Below are 21578 nucleotides of genomic sequence, written 5' to 3'. Positions count from 1 at the left end.
ATGAGATTGGTAATAAGGTGGATAGCTTTTCTTTGGGTTACTTAAAAGTCTATTGAATATTTATTAGTTGAGAGGATCTTAAAAACACTTTTTTATTTGATTCTATGCATAGTTTAAATTCTAGAATAAACTAATTAAAAGCCCTACAGTTTAACGAAATGTTGACTGTAAGGCTTTTTTAATTTATTGGTAAATTAAATCTAAATAAAGTATTGCAACAATTCATGAAATATGATAGTCTCTAAAACATAAAAGTTTATTATAAAGAATGTGGTTTATTATAATAAACCAAAACTTAAATTACTTAATTAAGCCTTTTGATTCTAAGTAAGAATCTAGGAACAATTCTAAAAGGAGGAAGTAAAATGGAAACGGTTACTACCGAAAGGACATTTAAAAATTTAATCAATAACAAATGGGAAGAATCTTCTTCAAATGAAACATTAAAGAGTATGAATCCATCAAATAAACATGAGGTTGTTGGATATGTTCAAAAATCAGATAAGCAGGATTTAGATATGGCTGTAGAAGCAGCTGTCCAAGCTAGGAAATCTTGGCGAAAGATTGGAAAAGTGGAACGTTCTCAATATTTATATAAAGCTGCAAATATCCTAGAAGGTAGATTAGATGAAATAGCTGAGACGATGGCAAGAGAGATGGGGAAAACTCTTCCTGAGTCGAAAGGAGAAACGGCTCGTGGTGTAGCAATTCTTCGCTATTATGCTAGTGAAGGAATGAGAAAAGATGGAGACATGATTCCTTCGACAGATAAAGATGCGCTATTATATACGAAGCGTGTACCAGTGGGAGTTGTTGGGATTATCACTCCGTGGAATTTTCCGGTTGCAATTCCAATTTGGAAAATTGCACCTGCACTAATATATGGAAACACAGTCGTATTTAAACCTGCTACAGAAGCGGCAGTAACTGCAGCTAAAGTTGTAGAATGCTTGGCGGAAGCTGGTTTACCAGCAGGTGTACTTAACTTTGTGACTGGATCTGGATCAGTTGTTGGACAAAACCTTATTGATCATTCAAAAATTCAAGCAATTACCTTCACTGGTTCGGATACCATTGGAAAAGTAGTTGCGAGATCTGCTTCAGAACGTGGTATTAAGTTCCAACTAGAGATGGGTGGGAAAAACCCAGTTATCGTTACAAAGGATGCTGATCTTAACGTTGCGGTCGAGGCAGTAATAAGTGGGGCATTCCGTTCTACTGGACAAAAGTGTACCGCAACTAGTCGAGTCATTGTAGAAGAAGGCATCTATAATCAATTCGTAGAGAAACTTATTCAAGAGACGGAAGAAATCAAAGTTGGTAACGCACTAGGGGAAGACGTTTGGATGGGACCATGTGCGCATGAACAACAATTTAACACTGTTAAAGAATATCTAGAAATTGGAAGGGAAGAAGGAGCAACTCTACTTGCTGGTGGGGAAGTTCTGACAGATGGAGAATATAGTAATGGATTCTTCGTTACACCAACTATTTTTGGAGATGTTGATGCCGATATGAGAATTGCAAAAGAAGAAATATTTGGACCAGTTATCGCATTATTTAAGGCAACAGATCTAGAAGATGCGATTACTCAAGCAAATGATACTGAATGCGGATTAAGTGCTTCTATTTTTACAACAAATATCGGATCTTTCCTGGAATTTGTAGATGAAATTGAAGCTGGACTTGTTCGAATCAACGCGGAAAGTGCTGGTGTAGAGTTGCAGGCTCCATTTGGTGGAATGAAGGCAACAAGTACTGGTTCTAGAGAACAAGGCGAAGCGGCAAAAGAGTTCTACACAGAAATCAAGACTGTATTTGTTAAAGGTTAAATTTGAGCTTAGTTCTCCGGGGACAGGGGATATTGGTGTCTTCTTTTATCCCCTTATCTCTGGGAAAGACACGTAACCGAATGGAGGAGTGTGATTATGAAACAATCTCAAGAATTACTGGAAAAACTCGGTTACCCTTCTAGTGATTTAAGGAAATTACCGACATCACCGAAACGTTTTCCAGATGGTGCACAATATAGAATCGAATTACCTAGCACGGAAGGTCCGGTAGCGCTGAGAGAAACCTTAAAAGAGATTGATCGATACGGACTAGAAATTCACCGCATTTCCCAAGGTAGCGGTATTATGTTGTTAACGGATGATGAAATTAAAGAAATGTGTGAGTTAACGGCAGAAAGAGGAATGGAATTAAGTTTATTCGTAGGTCCACGTGGTACTTGGGATATTAGTGCACAACCTTTTACTTCTAGTGGGAAGGCGATGGGGTTACGTCACGAAGGTGTTGACCAACTAATATATGCTATGGAAGATTTAAAAAGAGGAGCTAGCTTAGGGCTCCGCGGAGCATTAGTAGCAGACGAAGGATTATTGCTATTAACGAAGGAAATGAAAAAAGAAGGTCAATTACCGAATAACTTTATCATAAAAGCGTCGGTACAAATTGGTGCAGGTAATCCTGTATCGGTAAAACTCATGCAAGATCTTGGTGCGGATACTTATAATGTTCCAACAGCGCTAACTTTACCTAAACTTGCTGCTATTCGACAATCAATTGATATTCCAATTGATTTATATGTTGAAGTCCCAGATAACTTTGGTGGTTTTCTAAGGTATTATGAAATTCCTGAAATTATTCGTGTGTTGTCCCCATTATATATTAAGTTCGGATTAAGAAACCACCCTGATGTTTACCCATCTGGAAAACAATGGGAAAGTACAAATGTATCTTTAGTAAAAGAAAGAGTGCACCGTGCTGCATTAGGTCTACAAATGATTGAACGCTATTATCCTGAAGCAAAAACATCCAAATTAGGAGCTGAAGGATTAGGAGTAGCGAAGGTTATTCAAACTAAAAGTTAAACTAAGAACCGATTCTCTATTATTCTATAAATAGATAATGGGTCGGTGGAACAAATGAAAGTGCTTACAATTTATTGTGATTGCCTCAAAATGGAGCTTGAGGCATTTTAGAAGATCGTAATCGAGGAGGAATAAAGTTTGTATAATTATACTTATTATATGCCTACAAAGGTTATCTTTGAATTAAATAGTGCAAGTAGAATAGGAGAAATATTAAAGTATGAAAATAAATATTCCGTACTGATTGTTACGGATAAAGGGATTACTACTGCAGGATTATTAAGTTCTTCTCTACAGTCTTTAGAAGAGAATAATATTCATTATGAAATATTTGATGAAGTAGAGCCGAATCCAAAAACATCAACAGTAAGAAAAGGTGCAGAAGTTTTGTCCAATCATTCCTTTGATGCGGTGATTGGGTTCGGTGGAGGAAGTTCCATTGATACGGCGAAGGCACTTGGTGTAATGGCTACGAATAAAGGAGATATCCTTGATTACGAAGGGGTAGGGAAACTTGTAAATGAGCCAATTTACACCGTTGCTATCCCTACCACGTCAGGAACTGGTAGTGAAGTAACAGCTTCTACAGTGATTACGGATGAAAATACATTATTTAAAGCTGCTATCATTAGCGAAAAAATTTTCCCTGATTTAGCAATCTTGGATGCTTCACTTACAATGAAATGTCCTCCATCCATTACAGCTGCGACAGGTATGGATGCTTTAACACATGCCATTGAATCTTATATTTCAAAGGAAAATAATCCAATTAGTGGTTCTGTTGCTCTTCATGCTATTTCTTTAATATCTGTAAATCTATCCAAAGCTTATTTCTACGGTACAGATAGAGAAAGTAGAGAAAATATGTTAGAGGCATCAATGTTGGCAGGCTTAGCATTCTCGCAAACTAGATTGGGGAATGTACATGCTATCTCTCAATCTTTTGGAGGGCTATTCGATATACCACATGGCATCGCAAATGCAACACTATTGCCTTTTATTCTCAAATTTAATGCACCAGCATGTTTGGATCAAATGGTAGATATTGCTATAGCGATGGGGATTGATACTGCTAATGACTCTAAAGAAATTATTGCGGATAAAGTAATTGATACTATTGCGGAATGGAATCACTCATACGATATCCCTAATAATACAAAGGAATTAGGTGTAGATATTTCGCAATTAGATAAACTTGTCAAAGACTCTATGAGAAGTGGAAATGTGTTGGTTAATCCTAGATTAACTACTGCAAAAGATGTAGAAAAAATTATTAAGAATTCTTATGACGGAATCTTAAATGAAAGGGATGTTAAACATGAAAGCTTTGTGTAAGTTATGCGGAATCATCGTATTAGTATTATTGTTAGCTGCTTGTGGAAATGCTTCTAGCGGTGCCTCTGGAGGGGATAATAATAGTGCAGACGGAAATGGTGAAACATTCACCATTCGTGTTGCTCACTCATCTGCTGCAACAGATGACAGGTTAGAAAACTCTTTACAAGAATTTAAAAAAGCAGTTGAAGATCGAAGCGAAGGCAAAATTATTATTGAAACATATCCTAATAGCCAGTTAGGTGGTGAACGGGAGCAACTAGAAGGTGTACAAATGGGATCGATTGAAATGGCAGTTTTGTCTACTGCACCATTCTCTGGATTCTTTGAAAAAATGATGATTCTTGACTTGCCTTATATTTTAGATAGTCAAGAGGTTGCAGATGCTGTTCTAGATGGTCCATTTGGGGATAGTTTGTTTGATTCAATGTTAGAAGAAACAGGGATTAGAGGTCTAGCTTGGGGAGAAAACGGAATTCGCCATATGGCAAACAACTCTCATCCAATCGAAACTCCAGATGATGTTAAAGGATTAAAAATTAGAACACAAGAAAATCCAGCACATATGGATATGATTGAAGCATTTGGTGGTAGTCCGACTCCAATTGCGTTTCCAGAATTATATAGTTCTTTACAACAAGATGTTATTGATGGATATGAAAACCCTTTCTCCCTAATCGAGGGAATGCGTTTCTATGAAGTAACAAAATATATATCTCTAACTTCTCACGTAAATGGAGTGTACGCATTTATTGTAAATGACGCTTATTTCAGCAGTCTGCCAGAAGATATACAAACTATTCTAGTAGAGGAAACGAAGAACTGGAGTGATATTCAACGGCAAATGAACAGAGATCAAGAAGCAGCGGGTATTGACTACATTAAAGAGCAAGGTGTAGAAGTGCTAGAATTAACGGATGAGCAGGTAGAAGAATTCAAGAGATTAGCGGAACCAGTTGTAGATTATTATATCCCTAAAATTGGGGAAGACATATATCAAGAATTACAAGATGCTATTGCTGAAGTAGAGTCAAACTAACAAAAAAATAGAACAATAAAGAAGTTATCCTTTTTTATTGTTCTTACTTTTGCTAAAGGAGTGAATCATGTGAAAAAACTATTAAACCAGACAGATAAAAATTTAACTAAGGTTGAGGAGAATTTGATATTTATTCTATTATTCTCGATGTTAATGGCTGTTTTTGCTAGTTTTATTAGTCGTTACTTTTTTGATGCCCAATTAAGATGGTCTGAAGAATTGTCTCGATATTTAATGATCTGGGCAACGTTTATCGCAGTAAGTTATGGGGTGAAAAAGGGAGCACATATTACGCTAGACGTTTTAGTAGTCTATTTCAATGAGAAAGCTAACAAAGTGTTACGGGCAATAAGTTATATTGTTTCTTCTATTTATTGCCTTATTGTCATTTTTGCGGGTATTCCTTTCGTTAATAATCTAATGCAAACGGGGCAAACCTCTCCTGCAATGCAAATTCCAATGTATACTGTTTATTTCTCCATCGTTGTAGGGTCTATTTTAATGTTAATACGATATATAATTTTGTTTGTTAATGATATTTTCTATGGAAAAACTATTGAAAATACAAATAATTTAGATCAGAAGGTTTCTTAATAATCGAAGGGGGGGAGAGAGATGGCAGCATTGCTATTCTCATCATTAATAGGTCTTTTATTATTAAACGTACCTCTTGCTATCGCTGTGGGGTTAGCGTCCATTTTAGTACTGTACTTGGGGGATTTAGATCTTTTTGTAGCGGTACAAAGAATGATTACAGGATTAGACGTCTTTTCTTTAATGGCTATTCCTTTATTTATGATTGCAGGGAAAATTATGGAGATTGGTGGTATATCAAAACGCTTGGTTGATTTAGCTGCAAGTATTGTCGGGTCCATTACCGGCGGGTTTGCGATTATTGCAGTTATTTCTAGTATGTTCTTTGCAGCCATATCTGGTTCTGCTCCAGCAACAGTAGTTGCGATTGGAAGTATCTTAGTACCTGCTATGATTAAAGAAGGGTATGATAAGAAGTTCTCAATCGCACTAATTGCAGCTAGTGGAACAATTGGTATTATTATACCACCTAGTATCCCTTTTATTACATTTGGAATCTCTGCAAATGCAAGTGTGGGAGACTTATTTATTGCAGGAGTATTACCTGGACTTCTAATGGGATTAACTTTAATTATCTATTGTTTTATCATTTCTAAGAGAAAAGGATATAAGGGTTCAGAAAAAACAAGTATTAAAAAATTCTTTCAGAGTCTTAAAAGTTCTATCCTTGGTTTATTAATGCCACTTATCATACTTGGTGGAATCTATTTAGGTTGGTTCACTCCTACGGAATCAGGTGCTGTTGCATGTATTTATGGTTTAATCGTTTCTTTATTTATCTATCGTACGATGAAAATATCTGAGTTAAAAAGTGTTTTTGTTGAAGCGGGAACATTGTCAGCAATGGTATTATTCATTGTAGCAACAGCAAACCTAATGAGTTGGTTAATTACTGTTGAACAAATTCCATCGAAAATTGCAGGTGCATTGTCATCTGTTACGGAAAGTCCTTTAGTATTCTTATTTATTATAACTCTAGTATTACTAGTTGTCGGGACATTTATGGAAACAAATGCAGCAATCATTTTAATCGTTCCGATTTTACTACCGTTACTAAATACTTATGATATTAATCTTATTCACTTTGGTGTATTAATGATTTTTAACTTGGCTATCGGATTGCTTACCCCACCTTTAGGTGTGAACTTGTTTGTCGCGAAATCATTAGCTAATATCCAGTTTAATCAGCTGATAAAAAGTATTATTCCATTTATTTTACTGATGCTATTAAATTTGGTTATACTTATAATAATACCAGAGATAAGTTTATTACTTCTTTCTGAATAATAGTAAGGTAAGTTAGAGGAGATAAAAAATGAAAGAAAAGTATTGGAGCCCAGCTATAGAGAGAACAGATAAAATTCTAAAATTACTTGCTTTGAATCCAAATAAATACCGGATGATAGATCTATCAAAGAAACTTGATATTAATAAAAGTAGTATGTTTACATTGTTAAATACGCTTGAGAAATTAGGATGGATTCGAAAAAATAATGGTGGTGTATATTCTTTAGGTACTACGATTGCAAATATTGGTGCTTCCTATTTAAGTCAGTTTAATATTTTACAAGCTTATTACGAGGAGGGTGCAATAACACAAAAAGTCATTAATGAGAACTTACAAATGGGTATATTCGATAATGGGTATGTCGTCTACACAGGTAAAATGAGAGGAGATTCCATGCTCCAATTAGTCACGGAGCCAGGTATGAGATTTCCTGCCTATGCATCATCGATTGGAAAAATATTACTTTCCCAATTTAGTTATAAAGAATTAAAAGCGATTTATCCAGATGAACCTTTACCAGCAAAGACTGAAAAAACTATTGAGTCAGTAGATGAGTTATATCAACAACTAACATTGGCTAGAGAGCGTGGATTTGCCGAAGAACATGAGGAATCTGCCGAAGAAATTCATTGTGTCGCTGCTCCAGTGTTTAACCATAAAAACGAAATCATTGCAGGAGTAAGTATTGTCATGACAACAAATCATTGGCAGAAAAAGAAAGACGTGGCGAGAGAAGAAGTTGTTAAGTTAGCAAGAAGACTTTCAGAACGATCTGGACAATCTAATAACTCATTAATGGAGAGATAAACGATCGACGAAAGAGCAAAGCCGGGTCTGTCAAATAAAGTGTGTAAGTCCCAGTTTACTCAAGCTACTTTAACACTCTATCTTTTAGCTCGTTTTGGAGAAGTAGTTGGTTCATAACCATTGCCCAGTTTTGGATATGGCCACCTTCCCATTTGGTTTCAAGTTCTTTTACCCGTGAAAATAATACTTTTAATAGGCGTTCTCGTTGGGGAATGCTCCTTTTTTGGTTGCTTTTCTAAAGCTGGAATGGATACTTTCTACCGCATTGGTTGTGTACATGACTTTACGAATGGAACTTCCATAATCATAAAGTTGCTAGACATGGTGGAAGTTTCTTGTCCATAAATCAATAGCTCCTGGATATGCAGCCCCTTGTTGTTGAAAATATTCAAAAACACTTAGGCAAGCCTTAAGGCATGGTGCACCATAGACTTTCTTTAACGCTTTGGGGATAATCCTTACTAGGAACATATTTGACGGAGTTACGAATCAAATGAACCATGCATCATTGAACGATTACGTCAGGGAAAATTGCTCGTACTCCTTCTTTCAAACCACTCACTACTTGGGACATAATGTGTGATTTACGTAATACATGACTGACCCAACCTCCTATATAATAAAGGAGCACATACGTGCAAATTTATTATATAGGAGTTATTTTGTGTTTCAGTATCCAGAAATTCTAAGGCTTTATTGCAGGGAGTCACACAGAGTGAGGTGGCTTCGAACTGTGGTCATTCAAGGAATACGATTAGAGAAGTTATTCGGTTAGCGAAAGAGAAAAATAGATTAGTGTAACGGTTAAATATCAATTTCTAAAAGGACCGGTCGGGGTTTGCCTGGTTTTTCTTTTTTCTTATTAATGTAATCGGAACTTATATCCTGTTTAAGTTTCCTCACTTGTTAAATCTATAATAGATTTGCTTAACTACTCATTACCGGATTTATTTTCTTTGTATTCATAATTTCAAGTCCAAGATAACAGGTTGTTTAATTTTGACTGTGCTGCTCTATTTCAATGGCAAAATAATAGTGCAGCACTTTCATTATTTGTTTAACCCTAAATGTTCACGGAAGGTATGACTTTCATAATTCTTTCTGAAAATCCCTCTTCTTTGCATTTCAGGAACAATCAGTTCCACAAAGTCTTCTAAACTGCCGGGTAATGTAGGAGGCATTAGATTAAATCCGTCAGCAACACCAGCTTCAAACCAGACCTCCATTTGATCCACAATTTCTTCGGGTGTACCTATTAGTGTGTGATGTCCACCGCCTGCACTGAGATAACCTAATAATTCTTTTACTGTAGGCTGGGTATCATTGATAATTTCCAGTATTGTTTCGTAACGTCCAACTGGACCAGTAAATTCTTCTACTGGAGGTAATGGAGGGACTGCTTTATCAATTTCCCAATTCGAACAGTCCTGCTGAATAAAGAAACTCAACTGTTTTAAAGCTGTTTCAATAGGTAATTGCTCATCTAAAGCTGCTTTTTTGGCTAAAGCTTCTTCACGTGTATGCCCTACATAAGTTACTAGGCCTGGGAATACTTTAATATGTCTATTGCTGTCTTCGCTTTGTTTAACTTGTTCATCTAATTTTTTATGAAAACTTTTTGCTTGCTTTAAGTTCCACGACACGGAATAGACTGCATCGGCATATTTTGCGGCTAATGCAATGCCTTGTTTAGATGCCCCCGCTTGCATGGATACTGGCTTGCCTTGCGGACTTTTTGGCGTGGTGGATGGGCCATGCACTTTAAAATACGTACCATCGTGATGAAAAGGCTGAATGTTTGATGGGTTTATCAATTTTCTTTCTTCCCGCTGATGCAGAAACGCATTATCATCCCATGAAATAAATAACTTATTCATTAAAGCAGCGAATTCATCTGCCTTTTCATAACGTTTGTCACGAGGAGGCAGCTCTTCCATACTATGATTCAACGCCTCTAAATCAGTCATGGAGGTAACGAGATTCCAGCCAACACGCCCTTTTGTAATATGGTCTAAGCTTAAGAGCTGCCGGGAAGCTGTGAAAGGATTAGAAAAAGTGCTTGAAATTGTTGCAACTAATCCAACATGATTTGTCACTTGGGAAATAGCTGTTAAATTGACTACTGGATCAAACCAAAATGCTGGCATATCACTGGCATGTTTAGCCGGAAATGATTGATTATCAGCAAAAAATACTGCATCAAAATAACCTTTTTCCGCAACCTGTGCTAAAGATTGATAATAAGAAATCTCCCCAATATGTTCAATGCTTGAGTCAGGCATTAACCAAGCAGCTTGATGGTGTCCGCAACCATACAGCAAAACACCTAAATGCAGTTGTCTTTCTTTCGTTTTTGTCATTTATTTACACCTCAACATACATCATTATTAACTGTCTTGTACATTCCGTTTTTGAAGGATCAGCTATCGTATTTTAAGCTATTAGTTCATTGTTAAACCGCCGTCTATTGTGAAATTTTGCCCTGTAATACCGTCAGCATTTTCTGAAGATAAATAAGCGACCATATTGGCTACATCTTGAGGTGTGGTCACTTTCTTCAATGGCGTTGATTGAGCAATTAAATCGAATACTTCTGGTGTTGTAACGGCACTCGCGTTAGTTGTTTTTAATAATCCACCTGAAACTACATTCGCTTTTATGCCATATACACCTAATTCGGCAGCGATATTACGTGTAAAACCGATTAATCCAGCTTTTGCTGTTGTATATTCATGGTAGGGTACAACAGGATTTTGATATAAATTTGTACCAATGCTTATAATACTTCCATTTTGTCGTTCAATAAATTGGGGGATGACGCTTTGAACGACATTAAATGCTGCTTTTAACGTACCATCCAGTTGTTTTTGATAATCTTCCCATGTAAGTTCTGTGAAGGATTTTTGTTTGGTTGGATCAAACTTGAAATCTATTAATGCATTATTGACGACAACATCTATTTGGCCAAAATATTCCGTTGCTTTTTTTATCAATTCATCTACTTCTTTACGATTTGTTACATCAGCCCGAATGGCAATAGCATTCTCTTCACCAATCTCAGAAACGAGCTTCTCAGCAGCTTCTTTGCTTTGATAGTAGTTGATAACCACTTGAAATCCTTGCTGTGCCAATGTCTTTGCAATAGTTGCCCCTAACCCTCTGCTGCTGCCTGTTACTAATACTGTTCTAATCATCCTAACCACTCCTATACTATTAATTTAGCGTGAAACTTACATCATAAAAATGATAGATAAAATAAAAAATACGCAACCTTCCCATAGGAAAGCTGCGTAAAAACAAATAACTACATATTAAGAATAAGGCATAAATGTTCTTTAAGTATGTATTTAGAGTTTACACTTTCCTACGCTAGTTTCAACTAGTTCAGGTTCAAAGGGTTTGAGTAATACTCATCTCAGTTAAATAACACCCCTAGTGCATATAATTAAGTTATATCCATATGTTATAATCTTTAGAAATTTATGTCAAGGGAATAGGGATGGTTAACGTAATTTTATGATTTTTTGCTATAAAAACGTGATTGTTTTTTTATTCAATTTATACTATTGATCATAATGGATTCATATTTATAATCGATCATTAATTAACAGAGTTTAGGTTCCTTAAAAGGTTTGTTCAAATAAATGTTTTCTCAACAACAAAAAATCATTAGGGTCGCAGCAGACACACATACAAACATTAAAAACCTGCATATTTAGCAAACTGTTCAAATGTATTTTCATTCTCTATCAAACCACATATCCCACATTGAATACGGTATTTTGGCCCCTTATACATCTGATGGAACATTTCCGTACTCTCATCTGTATAACTTTCCAGTAATTCTCCAGTTTTTGCGTCTAGTTTAACAGGTATTGCGATTTGCTCAATGAGATTAAAGCGGGATTTATTTGTTTTGCAATTTGGACAACGGTATGGCTTGATCCGTATTGCACCTCCATATGTCTTTTAGTGATGACAGTCATTTTCTGATTTTCATGTTTATTGTGGCCTATTTGCTTTTTATTATTCGGGAAACTGTTTGTTTGGGAGTTTTGTTTTGGTTAATGAGCTTCTAAAACAACGTGTGGTGGATATTTATATACAACTTGTTAGTATCTTTCACTATAGCCGATAAGGATGAATGAAACGTTAAAGTCACTTTTCGATAACATTTTTTCAATGGTTCCCTCTTTCAGTTCATTGGCCAAGTCTAAAATATCGGTAACGGCCTGTTTCAATTCACTCACCTGATTTTGAAGCCGTTGCAGTTCCTACAGTTGCGCCGACGATAAATCCGTTTCCTGTTGCCACTTGACGAGTTGCCTTTCGTAGATCGGCGCAAATTCAAGCTGTTCCGTGTAGGATCGGATGACACGGTTGACTGTGGCATCGTCTAATATATGCGGTTTAGAACGGGCTGCCAATTTGGTTCTGGTTTCATTGATTCTCACCTTTCCTTCGAATGGATATGAATTATTCATTCGGAATAACCTCCAATTGAGCCAACTCTTGGATAATGGCATCCATGTTAACTGATTCCGGATATTTGTTAAATTCGTAATGCCCGTAAAAATTAATATGCTGCCATGCAACGGGGGAAATGCGTTTCAATACATCTGAATTGAGGGTTTCCCTGTCTCTGTATTCTAGCATATTGGATAATAGACTGGCATTGTAAAAAATGATGCAATTGGCGATGAGACGACTGCATTCGTCCCAAATTTGTTGGTCTTATTCTGTTTTGAAACGGAGTTTACCAAAGTTCGCATAGGATACGGCTCGCTTTAATTTATGATAACTTTCACCCCGATTCAGGGTACGTTGCACATTTTGACGTAGGGGTGGGGAGTCTATATAATTCAGAAGGTACAAACTCTTGATGATGTTATCGTACTCCTACAAGGCCCGCATGGTTTTGTTTTTGCGGGCGTAAGCACTTAGTTTCCCAATGATAATACTCTGTGTTGTAGATTTCAATGCAAGTGACAATAGAATACGCTGGATATTGTCCCATTCCTCAATAATCAGCTTCGTATTGATTTTTCGAACAGGTTTGATGAGGACATCCCCGTATTGGCTCGGGTGTTTGAATCCGGATAACGACTTGCTCACGGTACGATAGATATCCTTGTAGCGGAGTGCAAAATCATAATCAAAAGAGTGAAGAATGGCGAAATTCACTTCATTGGTTCCATGGGTGTCGGTGGAATGCACATCCGGTCGGATATCGGTTGTATTGTTGTATAAAATATCGAACACGTAATGACTTTTATGCTCATTTGCGCCAATGACTCGGGCATTGATGGGAATATGATTGGCCACCGCTGTATAGGAAACGATCCCCTTATTTAAGCCGAAATATTTGGGGGAATGACGGGAGCGCATCGTATGGATCCTCGTCTCAAATTTCTGCCCGTCACTGCTCGAATGAATGACCTCATTAATGTCAAAGTGGTGAAAGATCGGCAGCCTTCGAACAGCATTACTGATGCGATCATTGGCTTCTTTTAAGGTTTCCAATCGTATAAAGTTCTCAGATGTAGCCGCAAGCAGGGGATAACCGATGTCGGAGATTTCACCCATTCTCCCCAACCCCATATTGGTGCCCCAAGCAATCAGACAAGCAATTAAAACCCGATCATCCCTGGCTCGTTTCGCATAACGCCCCAAGATATGATCAAATGCCTCTATAAATTGACAATGTTGATTTGCATAGTGCAGAACACTGCCAATGTCAATAGAGTTCAACGCATCAAAAAAGGAGTGGTTGATGGTTTCTGTTTCCCGTGAATTTGAAAGTATCCAGCGATTATTTGCGCCATGTTTTTTGATATGTTCATTTTCCCCCGACGCAATCCGTTGGTTCACTTCCGTCATTCTGGCTTCAAGTTTCTGTTCCAGTTTCGTTAAATAATCGTGAATGGGTTGGTTGGTATTTGTCAGACCGGCATTGGCCAATAATGTTTCTTTTTGTTGTCACTGCCTGTCATCAATTAGATCGTCCTCAAAACTTCGGTATATCGGTTAATGTTATTTCTAAATCAGGAACAACAACAGAGCCTGCCTTAGCCTTCCGTATCTTTTGTAACTATCTGGAACAAAAATATGGAAAGGAAGAGGCAAGAACACGTATTTTTACCGCTACTGATCAGGAAAAAGGTGTATTAAAAAAACTTGCTGACGCAGAAGAATATGAAACATTTGTGTTGTTGTTTTTACTCTTTATATAGACAATAATAACTTACCACGGTTAAAAATGGCTAACCGTGGTAAGTTATTATTGTCTTACAGAATGAAAAGAAACCTTTTTCTACTTAACAGCTGATTTATCCTCAGTTTCCTTTTTCCAATACATTCTCAATGTAATCTTTGCCCCAGTCGTACATAGCCTCTAAAATCGGTAAAAGTTTTCTTCCATGCTCAGTTAATGAATATTCAACTTTCGGTGGAACTACAGGGTAAACTTCACGATGTACAATTAAATGATCTTCAAGTTCGCGTAATTGATTAACAAGCATTCTTTGGGTAATACCCGGCATAAGGGCCTTTAATTCACCAAATCGTTTAGTTCCTTCCTTACCTAGATGCCATAAAATCAACATTTTCCATTTACCACCAATTACTGAAAGTGTCAATTCTTTTTCACAGTTAAAAGCTTTCTCTCCTAAATTTGGCATACATGTCACTCCCCCTCCTATTTTACCCAATAGTATACTTTTTAGCACTATATGTGGTAAAAGTGCGTACTTTTAATTTCGCAACATAATGAGTATACTAAACAACGTGCTAGTGAGTAAATAGATTTTCAAAAGGAAACATTTGCCCATGTCTATTGACAGCCACTTAGTACAACAAATTAAAATATTCTATAAGGAGTGAGTATAAATGAAATTACAATTAGCATTAGATCTTGTCGATATTCCCGGAGCAATTGAATTAGTGAAAGAGGTAGAAGAGCATATTGATGTTGTAGAAATTGGTACACCTGTGGTGATCAATGAAGGTCTTAAAGCAGTGAAAGAAGTAAAAGCTGCATTTCCTAACTTAACCGTATTAGCTGATTTAAAAATTATGGATGCAGCTGGATATGAAGTAAGCCAAGCATCTGCTGCAGGCGCTGACATCATTACGATTCTTGGAACGGCAGAAGATGAGTCAATCAAAGGCGCAGTAGAAGAAGCGAAAAAACAAGGTAAACAAATCCTTGCTGATATGATCGCTGTGAAGGATATTGCAGCCCGTGCAAAAGAATTAGATGAACTTGGTGTTGATTATATCTGCGTTCACACAGGTTATGATCTTCAAGCTGTTGGAAAGAATTCTTTCGAAGACCTTGCGACCATCAAGAGCGTTGTTAAAAATGCGAAAACGGCCATTGCAGGTGGAATCAAATTAGAAACACTTCCTGAAGTAATTAAACAAAACCCAGATTTAGTTATCGTAGGTGGCGGAATCACGAGTAAAGAAAATAAAAAAGATACAGCTCGCGAAATGCAAGAATTAATTACACAAGGTTAATTCAACTATGAAGACTACTCAATATTTAGCCGAAGTCGTTCAAGAATTAAGTCAAACGGTCCACTTAATTTCTGATTCAGAAGCAGAGAAATTAGTAAACCAGATTTTAGAATCCAAGAAAATCTTTGTGGCTGGTGCGGGCAGATCTGGATTAATGGGTAAATCTTTTGTAATGCGAATGATGCACATGGGGATTGATGCCTATGTAGTTGGTGAAACAGTAACAGCTAATTTAGAAAAGGACGATCTATTAATCATTGGTTCAGGTTCAGGAGAAACCAAAACCTTAGTTGCCATTGCCGAAAAAGCTAAAAGCTTAGGTGGTAAAGTCGCAGCTGTAACCATTTCTCCTGAATCAACCATTGGAGAATTAGCTGATATTATTGTTAAATTACCGGGGGTAACGAAAGACCAGTCTAAAGGTGATTACAAGACCATTCAACCAATGGGATCTCTATTTGAGCAAACGATGTTGTTATTTTATGATGCCATAATCTTGCGTTTTATGGAGAAAAAAGGGTTAGATTCTAATAAAATGTATGGTAAACATGCAAATCTCGAATAGAGAAAAATAAATTATTTTCTCCTACTTTAAATAATTAAATTAACGGGTAAATACCTATCTAAAATAGAGCATAGCTAAAATATACAGAAAAGGCCACATTCTTTGTAAGTTTGTGGTCTTTTCCGTATATTACCATTTATTCTATAATGTAAAGTCAAAAACAGATTTGAAGACAAAAAATAAACAAATCCATCATTTCGCAAAAGTGATTGTGGAATAGCATCGACTAAGAAACTCAGCTAATCTTCTCATGTGAAGGTAGTTGGGTTTTAAAGTTGGATGTGCAAAATAACACTTAAAATAAGCGCAAAATATCTCCTGAAATGATAAGCTAATGATCCCAAGGAGCCAACTATTATCAATAGGGTGTACCCTATTGATAATAAAATAGACTATCGGTTTTACCAATCAGTCTATAAATAATTGTGCAACTTCTTTAACTTACATAAAGCAATTACGCTAAGAGTGTATATTATTTACTTTCTTTGTTAACCATAGTTAAGACTGTTAACAGTATTAGAAATAGGAGGGCCCTGCTTTTATGAAGGCTGTAACTTATCAAGGACCAAATCATGTACAGGTTAATCAAGTAGAGGATGCAAAATTAGAAAAAAAAGACGATATTATTGTTAAGATTACTTCTACCGCTATTTGCGGATCTGATTTGCATTTATATCAAGGTAACATGCCATTACCCCCAGGATATATTATTGGCCACGAACCAATGGGTATTGTGGAAGAAGTTGGACCTGAAGTCACAAAAGTAAAAAAGGGAGACCGTGTTGTCGTTCCCTTTAATGTTTCATGTGGACATTGCTTTTATTGCCAACATGAAATGGAAAGCCAATGTGATAACTCAAACCCTCATTATGATTCTGGCGGATACTTTGGTTATACTGAGAAGTTCGGTAACCATCCGGGTGGTCAGGCTGAATATTTAAAAGTCCCTTTTGGAAACTTCACTCCCTTTGTTATCCCGGAGTCATGCGAATTGGAGGATGAGTCACTGCTCTTTTTATCGGATGTTCTGCCAACAGCTTATTGGAGTGTAAAAAATGCAGGTGTAAAATCAGGCGATACAGTTATTGTTCTTGGATGCGGACCTGTTGGGTTGATGGTACAAAAATTTGCCTGGATGGAAGGTGCAAAGCGTGTAATAGCAGTTGATTACTTGGATTACCGAATCAATCATGCGAAAAAGATGAACAATGTTGAGGTATTTGAGTTCACAAAATACCCTGATATGGGGGAACATTTAAAAGAAATCACACATGGTGGGGCAGATGTCGTCATCGATTGTGTAGGTATGGATGGAAAGAAATCCCCCCTAGAGTTTCTGGAACAAAAATTCAAACTGCAGGGCGGAACCCTTGGACCTATTCAAATTTCTACTAAAGCTGTCCGAAAGTATGGGACAGTGCAAATGACTGGTGTTTATGGAGGTAACTATAATCTATTTCCATTAGGTGCATTTTGGATTAGAAATATTAATCTTAGAATGGGACAGGCTCCAGTCATTCATTTTATGCCAGAATTGTTTAAAAAAATAACAAATAACGAATTTGACCCAAGAGATATTATCACACACAAAATGTCCCTTGAAGAAGCAAGTCATGGTTATCGAATTTTTAATAATCGTGAGGATGAATGTATAAAAGTCGTTTTAAAACCGTAATACTCTTCTCTTTCCAAAAAGAGGCTGGGACAAAACCCCAGTAATTAAAAAGGACACCTTTTGATAAAATTAAAGTTACCAGACAATAATTTTCGGAGGTGTCCCTATGTTTAAACATTATACCATGAATCAAGTTGTATTGCCGTTAGATTTAGAAATAAAACTTCAAGAAAATGATATTGCCTACGCTGTGAACGATGTGGTGGAAAGTATTCCAGATGAGGCATTCATTAAGTTTTTGCGTACTACCGGTTGTCCTGCCTATCATCCGCGAATGATGATGAAGGTTATTCTGTGTGCCTACACGCAATCTGTTTTTTCTGGCAGAAAGATAGAAGGGTTATTAAAAGACAGTGTACGCATGATGTGGTTAGCACAAGGATATGAACCAAGTTATCGTACCATCAATCGTTTTCGTGTGCATCCAGAAGTGAAGGAGTTACTACGTCAATGCTTCGTTCAATTTCGCTGCCAACTTGTCCAAGAAAAACTAATTGATGAGGAAGCAATTTTTATTGATGGAACGAAGATTGAAGCCAATGCCAATAAGTTTACGTTTGTTTGGCGTAAATCGATTGAAAAATATAGTACTAATTTGGTGGAGAAGTCTAACCAAGTGTACGATGAATTATTGGAAAAGGAAGTTATTCCAGAAATAGAACGAGAAAGTCTGGATAAATATCAACCGAAGAACTCGAAAAAATAGTGGAAAAGCTAGACGACAAGGTAGAAAAATATGACAAAAAAATAGAAGAGAGTGAAGGTGTAAGCGAGCGTAAAAAACTCCGTTCAGAGCGTAAAGCACCAAAACAATATCGAAAACAATTTAAGGATTATTTGGCACGCAAACAAAAATATCAAAACGACATGGAGATCTTCGGAGAACGTAACAGTTATTCGAAGACGGATCACGATGCCACTTTTATGCGAATGAAAGATGATTATATGAAGAATGGCCAACTAAAAGCAGGTTATAATGTGCAGGCTGCGACAGAAGGACAATATGTGCTCGCTTATGATGTATTCCCAAATCCAACTGATACACGTACTTTCATCCCCTTTCTGGATAAAATAGAGGAAGGCTTCTTTGAGCTACCTCCATATATCGTGGCTGATGCAGGTTATGGAAGTGAACAAAATTATGAAGATACCATAGAGAATCGAAAACGCACACCTCTCATTACATATAATCAATATCGAAAAGAGAAGAAAAAGAAATATAAAAATGACGCTTTTAACTTAGCTAATTGGGAATATAATGAAGAGGAAGATTCGTTTACTTGCCCAAATAATAAAACATTGTCATTCCGCTACCTATCTAATCGAACAGACAAATACGGATTTACACGAACATTTAAAGTCTATGAATGTGAAGACTGTTCAGATTGTCCGTTACGTTCCTTATGCACAAAAGCAAAAGAAGGAAATAACCGAAAAGTTTATTATAACGAAAAATGGGAACAACAAAAAGAATATATAAGAGAACAGCTTTCGAATAAAGAAACTGGAGAAATTTACGGCAAACATAAAATAGATGTGGAACCAGTCTTCGGATTTCTGAAGGCTAATTTGTGCTTCACTCGCTTTTCTGTGAGGGGAAAAGGAAAAGTGGAAAATGAATTAGGTTTTGCGTTCATGGCGGTAAACTTGAGGAAGTACACCGCCATGAACAGAAATCAAACAGTAGATAATAAAAATAATCCAAAGCAAAATGGTTCCGATCATCAAAAACCGATGATCGGAACCATTTTTCAGTAATTTAGGCTAGTTATGTCTCAGCCTCTTTTGCTGTTTACACAGACTCTAGGATCAGAAGAACGCTTCTGTTTTTAGAACTTCGATTTTCAAAAAAAAAGACCTACCTATTGGGTAAGTCAAGTTCCCGGTATGCATCCTGATATTTCCCGCCTGAAGCAACCTCAGCATGGTACAAAGCCTTAAGCGCAAAGGTTTTTTCAAGATCATGTTCTTTCATTATTTTTTTCAACTCTTTTTGTAATTCTTCATTTTGCATTACTAGTTTTTTCATGTGAGATGTATAATATTTCATCTGCTACTTTAACCCCTTTTGTATCCAATTATTCAGTAAGTATAGCATTCATACTGTGCAATTGCATTATTGCCTTATAATAGCTTACACAATCTTTAATTTAAGGTGTCTGTCACTACCTATTACACAGTCAGATTTCCAAGTGATTAGTATTATCAAACGATGAGCGGAGATTTGTTGGTAGGCAGGGTGGAAAGAAGTGAAAACACTTGGGATATTCCGTTTTTGGTTCATTGATGGAAAACCGTATTCCAGGGAGTTACTTATCTGTGTGCTGTACGGATAATATTGTTCAATTAATGTAAGCCTTTACAACAATTGAATAATTGTGTATTCTTAATACGAGGATAAGACGTTATAACGTCTTATTGGGGTAGCAATTATGTTTCTAGGTCTAAAAGAAAGGAGAAGTTTTTATGAAAAAAACAGAGTCTTTATCTTTAGCAAAGCAGTTGTTATCGTTGATGGGAGGTGCGGATAATATCGTGTCGATAACCCATTGTGCGACGCGGCTACGCCCTACATTAAAAAATCGTGGGATAGTTGAAAAGGAGAAAATCGAAATATTAGATGGTGTAGCAGGGGTTGTTGATAGGGACCTAGGATTTCAAATAATAATTGGTACCAATGTCGATGAAGTTTATAACGCATTTATAAAGGTATGGAAATCAACTGAATCAAATGATACGGATAAGGAAATGACAGATATTCAACAGACAGATAATAAGAAGCATAGTTGGTTCAATAAGTTTATTGCTCTAGTTGTCAGTATTTTTTCACCATTATTGCCATTGTTAGCTGGTGCAGGTTTGCTCCGAGGGTTTACGATCTTAGCTAATGAGTTGGGCTGGTTATCAACTGAAAGCACAACAAATCTGATTTTAACTCTTACAGCGACTTCAGTGTTTTATTTCTTACCATTATTAGTCGCAATTACATCAGCAAAACGATTTGATACAAGTCCATATATCGCGATTGCTGTGATGGGTGCACTAATCATGCCTGAATTTATCAACCTGGTAGAGGGTGATGGTGGAAATATGATTACATTTCTAGGTCTTTCAATTCCTGTATTCAATTATACTAGCCAAATCATTCCTGCGATTTTAACTACTTGGGTACAATCAAAAATGGAACATTTTATGAAAAGTAAACTACCAAATAGTTTACATATGATTGTGATTCCGACAGTATTATTAGTAATACTAGTTCCAATCGTTGCTGGAATATTTGGACCAATTGGAAATTACTTCAGTATTGGTATTGCTAGTTTTGTAGATTGGTTAGCAAATATAAATCAAATCGTTACGGGAGCTGTTATCGGTGGAATTTGGAATATTTTGATCATGTTTGGTGTACATTGGGCACCGAATACAATGGTGATTATTCCGGAAATTGCTTCTACAGGACGTTCGGCTCTTATTGCGTATGGTGCGAATGCGAACTTTGGTATGGCGGGCGCAGCATTTGCCATTTTCCTGCGTAGTAGAAATCAAGAATTGAAGAATTTTTCATTAACTGCAATAACATCTGTTTTTCTATCGGGAATTGTTGAACCGGCAATTTACGGTTTGGGTGTAAGGTTTAAGAGTCCTTTAGTAGCGGGATGCATAGGTGCTGCTTTAGGTGGTGCCTTTATGGGTGCATTTAATGTAGTAGGGAATGCCTTTGTATTTGGCGGACTGACAACAATCCCTGCATTTGCGGGACCAACGTTATGGGCATATGTCGTTGGTTTAGCAATTTCGTTTTTTAGTGGTATGCTATTAACATTTATTTTTGGTATTAAAGATCCAAAAGCAGAAATGTCTGCTTCAAAATAAATATAGGA

The 21578-nt window shown here is 36.6% G+C and carries 17 protein-coding genes, 4 pseudogenes and 1 riboswitch; of the genes and pseudogenes, 13 read left to right on the top strand and 8 right to left on the bottom strand.

Annotated features, from left to right (window positions below):
* Window positions 1–365 precede the first annotated feature (365 nt).
* The 7 genes from gucD (at window position 366) to MHH64_RS19780 (ending at window position 7936) form a co-directional block, all read left to right on the top strand.
* On the top strand, window positions 366–1832 hold the full coding sequence (gucD, locus tag MHH64_RS19810; protein WP_095308349.1) for an alpha-ketoglutaric semialdehyde dehydrogenase GucD: 1467 nt from the start codon (window positions 366–368) through the stop codon (window positions 1830–1832).
* A 96-nt stretch (window positions 1833–1928) separates the two neighbouring features.
* Window positions 1929–2873, top strand: coding sequence for a U32 family peptidase (locus tag MHH64_RS19805; protein ID WP_187393191.1), 945 nt, complete (start codon window positions 1929–1931; stop codon window positions 2871–2873).
* 138 nt (window positions 2874–3011) lie between these two features.
* Window positions 3012–4208 (top strand): iron-containing alcohol dehydrogenase, encoded by a 1197-nt coding sequence (locus tag MHH64_RS19800; protein WP_251660682.1) that lies wholly within the window; start codon window positions 3012–3014, stop codon window positions 4206–4208.
* Complete coding sequence (locus MHH64_RS19795; protein WP_303448837.1) at window positions 4192–5247, top strand: DctP family TRAP transporter solute-binding subunit; 1056 nt, start codon at window positions 4192–4194, stop codon at window positions 5245–5247. The genes MHH64_RS19800 and MHH64_RS19795 overlap by 17 nt, the downstream gene beginning before the upstream one ends.
* Window positions 5248–5316: 69 nt before the next feature.
* Entirely contained in the window at window positions 5317–5841 is a 525-nt protein-coding gene (locus MHH64_RS19790; protein ID WP_303448835.1) for a TRAP transporter small permease, read from the top strand.
* A 21-nt stretch (window positions 5842–5862) separates the two neighbouring features.
* A complete protein-coding gene (locus tag MHH64_RS19785; RefSeq protein WP_251660676.1) occupies window positions 5863–7128 on the top strand; it encodes a TRAP transporter large permease in 1266 nt (421 codons plus the stop codon).
* Between the two features lie 28 nt (window positions 7129–7156).
* Entirely contained in the window at window positions 7157–7936 is a 780-nt protein-coding gene (locus tag MHH64_RS19780) for an IclR family transcriptional regulator (RefSeq protein ID WP_095308354.1), read from the top strand.
* Window positions 7937–8000: 64 nt separating this feature from the next.
* Here the strand turns inward: MHH64_RS19780 and MHH64_RS19775 are convergent.
* The 6 genes and pseudogenes from MHH64_RS19775 to MHH64_RS19750 form a co-directional block, all read right to left on the bottom strand.
* A pseudogene (locus MHH64_RS19775) lies at window positions 8001–8498 on the bottom strand (transposase); the annotation flags it as partial.
* A 487-nt stretch (window positions 8499–8985) separates the two neighbouring features.
* Window positions 8986–10296 (bottom strand): LLM class flavin-dependent oxidoreductase, encoded by a 1311-nt coding sequence (locus tag MHH64_RS19770; protein WP_303448833.1) that lies wholly within the window; start codon window positions 10294–10296, stop codon window positions 8986–8988.
* Between the two features lie 81 nt (window positions 10297–10377).
* Window positions 10378–11130, bottom strand: a complete 753-nt coding sequence (locus tag MHH64_RS19765; RefSeq protein ID WP_095308357.1) for a 3-oxoacyl-ACP reductase — start codon at window positions 11128–11130, stop codon at window positions 10378–10380.
* A gap of 150 nt (window positions 11131–11280) precedes the next feature.
* Window positions 11281–11380: riboswitch (TPP riboswitch) on the bottom strand.
* Between the two features lie 255 nt (window positions 11381–11635).
* Window positions 11636–11881 carry a DNA alkylation repair protein gene (locus MHH64_RS19760; RefSeq protein ID WP_095308358.1) on the bottom strand — a complete coding sequence of 82 codons (246 nt, stop codon included), beginning with the start codon at window positions 11879–11881 and terminating at the stop codon, window positions 11636–11638.
* Window positions 11882–12210: 329 nt separating this feature from the next.
* Window positions 12211–12420: a hypothetical protein gene (locus MHH64_RS19755; RefSeq protein ID WP_095308359.1), complete on the bottom strand. Its 210-nt coding sequence runs from the start codon at window positions 12418–12420 to the stop codon at window positions 12211–12213.
* Window positions 12413–13957 (bottom strand): annotated as a pseudogene (locus tag MHH64_RS19750) (transposase); the annotation flags it as partial. The pseudogene MHH64_RS19750 and the gene MHH64_RS19755, both read right to left, overlap by 8 nt.
* Here MHH64_RS19750 and MHH64_RS19745 point away from each other — a divergent pair.
* Window positions 13957–14145 (top strand): annotated as a pseudogene (locus MHH64_RS19745) (glucose-6-phosphate isomerase); the annotation flags it as partial. The pseudogenes MHH64_RS19750 and MHH64_RS19745 sit on opposite strands and share 1 nt — an antisense overlap.
* A gap of 126 nt (window positions 14146–14271) precedes the next feature.
* On the opposite strand, the gene MHH64_RS19740 reads toward MHH64_RS19745, so the two are convergent.
* A complete protein-coding gene (locus tag MHH64_RS19740) occupies window positions 14272–14616 on the bottom strand; it encodes a winged helix-turn-helix transcriptional regulator (RefSeq protein ID WP_340002292.1) in 345 nt (114 codons plus the stop codon).
* A gap of 208 nt (window positions 14617–14824) precedes the next feature.
* Between MHH64_RS19740 and hxlA the strand changes: the two genes are divergently transcribed.
* The 4 genes and pseudogenes from hxlA to MHH64_RS19720 all read left to right on the top strand — a co-directional run bounded on the left by hxlA (window position 14825) and on the right by MHH64_RS19720 (window position 19455).
* Complete coding sequence (gene hxlA / locus MHH64_RS19735; RefSeq protein WP_118890493.1) at window positions 14825–15457, top strand: 3-hexulose-6-phosphate synthase; 633 nt, start codon at window positions 14825–14827, stop codon at window positions 15455–15457.
* A 7-nt stretch (window positions 15458–15464) separates the two neighbouring features.
* A complete protein-coding gene (gene hxlB / locus MHH64_RS19730; RefSeq protein ID WP_118890492.1) occupies window positions 15465–16022 on the top strand; it encodes a 6-phospho-3-hexuloisomerase in 558 nt (185 codons plus the stop codon).
* Window positions 16023–16563: 541 nt separating this feature from the next.
* Window positions 16564–17697 (top strand): zinc-dependent alcohol dehydrogenase, encoded by a 1134-nt coding sequence (locus tag MHH64_RS19725; protein WP_065180902.1) that lies wholly within the window; start codon window positions 16564–16566, stop codon window positions 17695–17697.
* Window positions 17698–17803: 106 nt separating this feature from the next.
* A pseudogene (locus MHH64_RS19720) lies at window positions 17804–19455 on the top strand (IS1182 family transposase).
* A gap of 100 nt (window positions 19456–19555) precedes the next feature.
* Here MHH64_RS19720 and MHH64_RS19715 read toward each other — a convergent pair.
* The gene (locus MHH64_RS19715) at window positions 19556–19747 is read right to left on the bottom strand and encodes a hypothetical protein (protein WP_340002291.1); all 192 of its coding nucleotides are present in this window, start codon (window positions 19745–19747) and stop codon (window positions 19556–19558) included.
* Between the two features lie 416 nt (window positions 19748–20163).
* Between MHH64_RS19715 and MHH64_RS19710 the strand changes: the two genes are divergently transcribed.
* Window positions 20164–21570, top strand: a complete 1407-nt coding sequence (locus MHH64_RS19710) for a PTS transporter subunit EIIC (RefSeq protein ID WP_340002290.1) — start codon at window positions 20164–20166, stop codon at window positions 21568–21570.
* The last annotated feature ends 8 nt before the right edge of the window (window positions 21571–21578 follow it).

The organism is Oceanobacillus sp. FSL K6-0127 (assembly GCF_037983385.1).
Taxonomy (GTDB): Bacteria; Bacillota; Bacilli; order Bacillales; family Amphibacillaceae; genus Oceanobacillus; species Oceanobacillus profundus.
The sequence above is the reverse complement of the archived record's forward strand: the minus strand, read 5'-3'. Positions and strand labels throughout refer to the sequence as shown.

What these genes read in the sequence shown, in the direction of transcription:
- gucD (WP_095308349.1), top strand. Translation starts at nt 366, where the DNA reads ATGGAAACGGTTACTACCGAAAGGACATTTAAAAATTTAATCAATAAC.
- MHH64_RS19805 (WP_187393191.1), top strand. Translation starts at nt 1,929, where the DNA reads ATGAAACAATCTCAAGAATTACTGGAAAAACTCGGTTACCCTTCTAGT.
- MHH64_RS19795 (WP_303448837.1), top strand. Translation starts at nt 4,192, where the DNA reads ATGAAAGCTTTGTGTAAGTTATGCGGAATCATCGTATTAGTATTATTG.
- MHH64_RS19785 (WP_251660676.1), top strand. Translation starts at nt 5,863, where the DNA reads ATGGCAGCATTGCTATTCTCATCATTAATAGGTCTTTTATTATTAAAC.
- MHH64_RS19780 (WP_095308354.1), top strand. Translation starts at nt 7,157, where the DNA reads ATGAAAGAAAAGTATTGGAGCCCAGCTATAGAGAGAACAGATAAAATT.
- MHH64_RS19770 (WP_303448833.1), bottom strand. Translation starts at nt 10,296, where the DNA reads ATGACAAAAACGAAAGAAAGACAACTGCATTTAGGTGTTTTGCTGTAT.
- MHH64_RS19765 (WP_095308357.1), bottom strand. Translation starts at nt 11,130, where the DNA reads ATGATTAGAACAGTATTAGTAACAGGCAGCAGCAGAGGGTTAGGGGCA.
- MHH64_RS19755 (WP_095308359.1), bottom strand. Translation starts at nt 12,420, where the DNA reads ATGAATAATTCATATCCATTCGAAGGAAAGGTGAGAATCAATGAAACC.
- MHH64_RS19740 (WP_340002292.1), bottom strand. Translation starts at nt 14,616, where the DNA reads ATGCCAAATTTAGGAGAGAAAGCTTTTAACTGTGAAAAAGAATTGACA.
- hxlA (WP_118890493.1), top strand. Translation starts at nt 14,825, where the DNA reads ATGAAATTACAATTAGCATTAGATCTTGTCGATATTCCCGGAGCAATT.
- hxlB (WP_118890492.1), top strand. Translation starts at nt 15,465, where the DNA reads ATGAAGACTACTCAATATTTAGCCGAAGTCGTTCAAGAATTAAGTCAA.
- MHH64_RS19725 (WP_065180902.1), top strand. Translation starts at nt 16,564, where the DNA reads ATGAAGGCTGTAACTTATCAAGGACCAAATCATGTACAGGTTAATCAA.
- MHH64_RS19715 (WP_340002291.1), bottom strand. Translation starts at nt 19,747, where the DNA reads ATGAAATATTATACATCTCACATGAAAAAACTAGTAATGCAAAATGAA.
- MHH64_RS19710 (WP_340002290.1), top strand. Translation starts at nt 20,164, where the DNA reads ATGAAAAAAACAGAGTCTTTATCTTTAGCAAAGCAGTTGTTATCGTTG.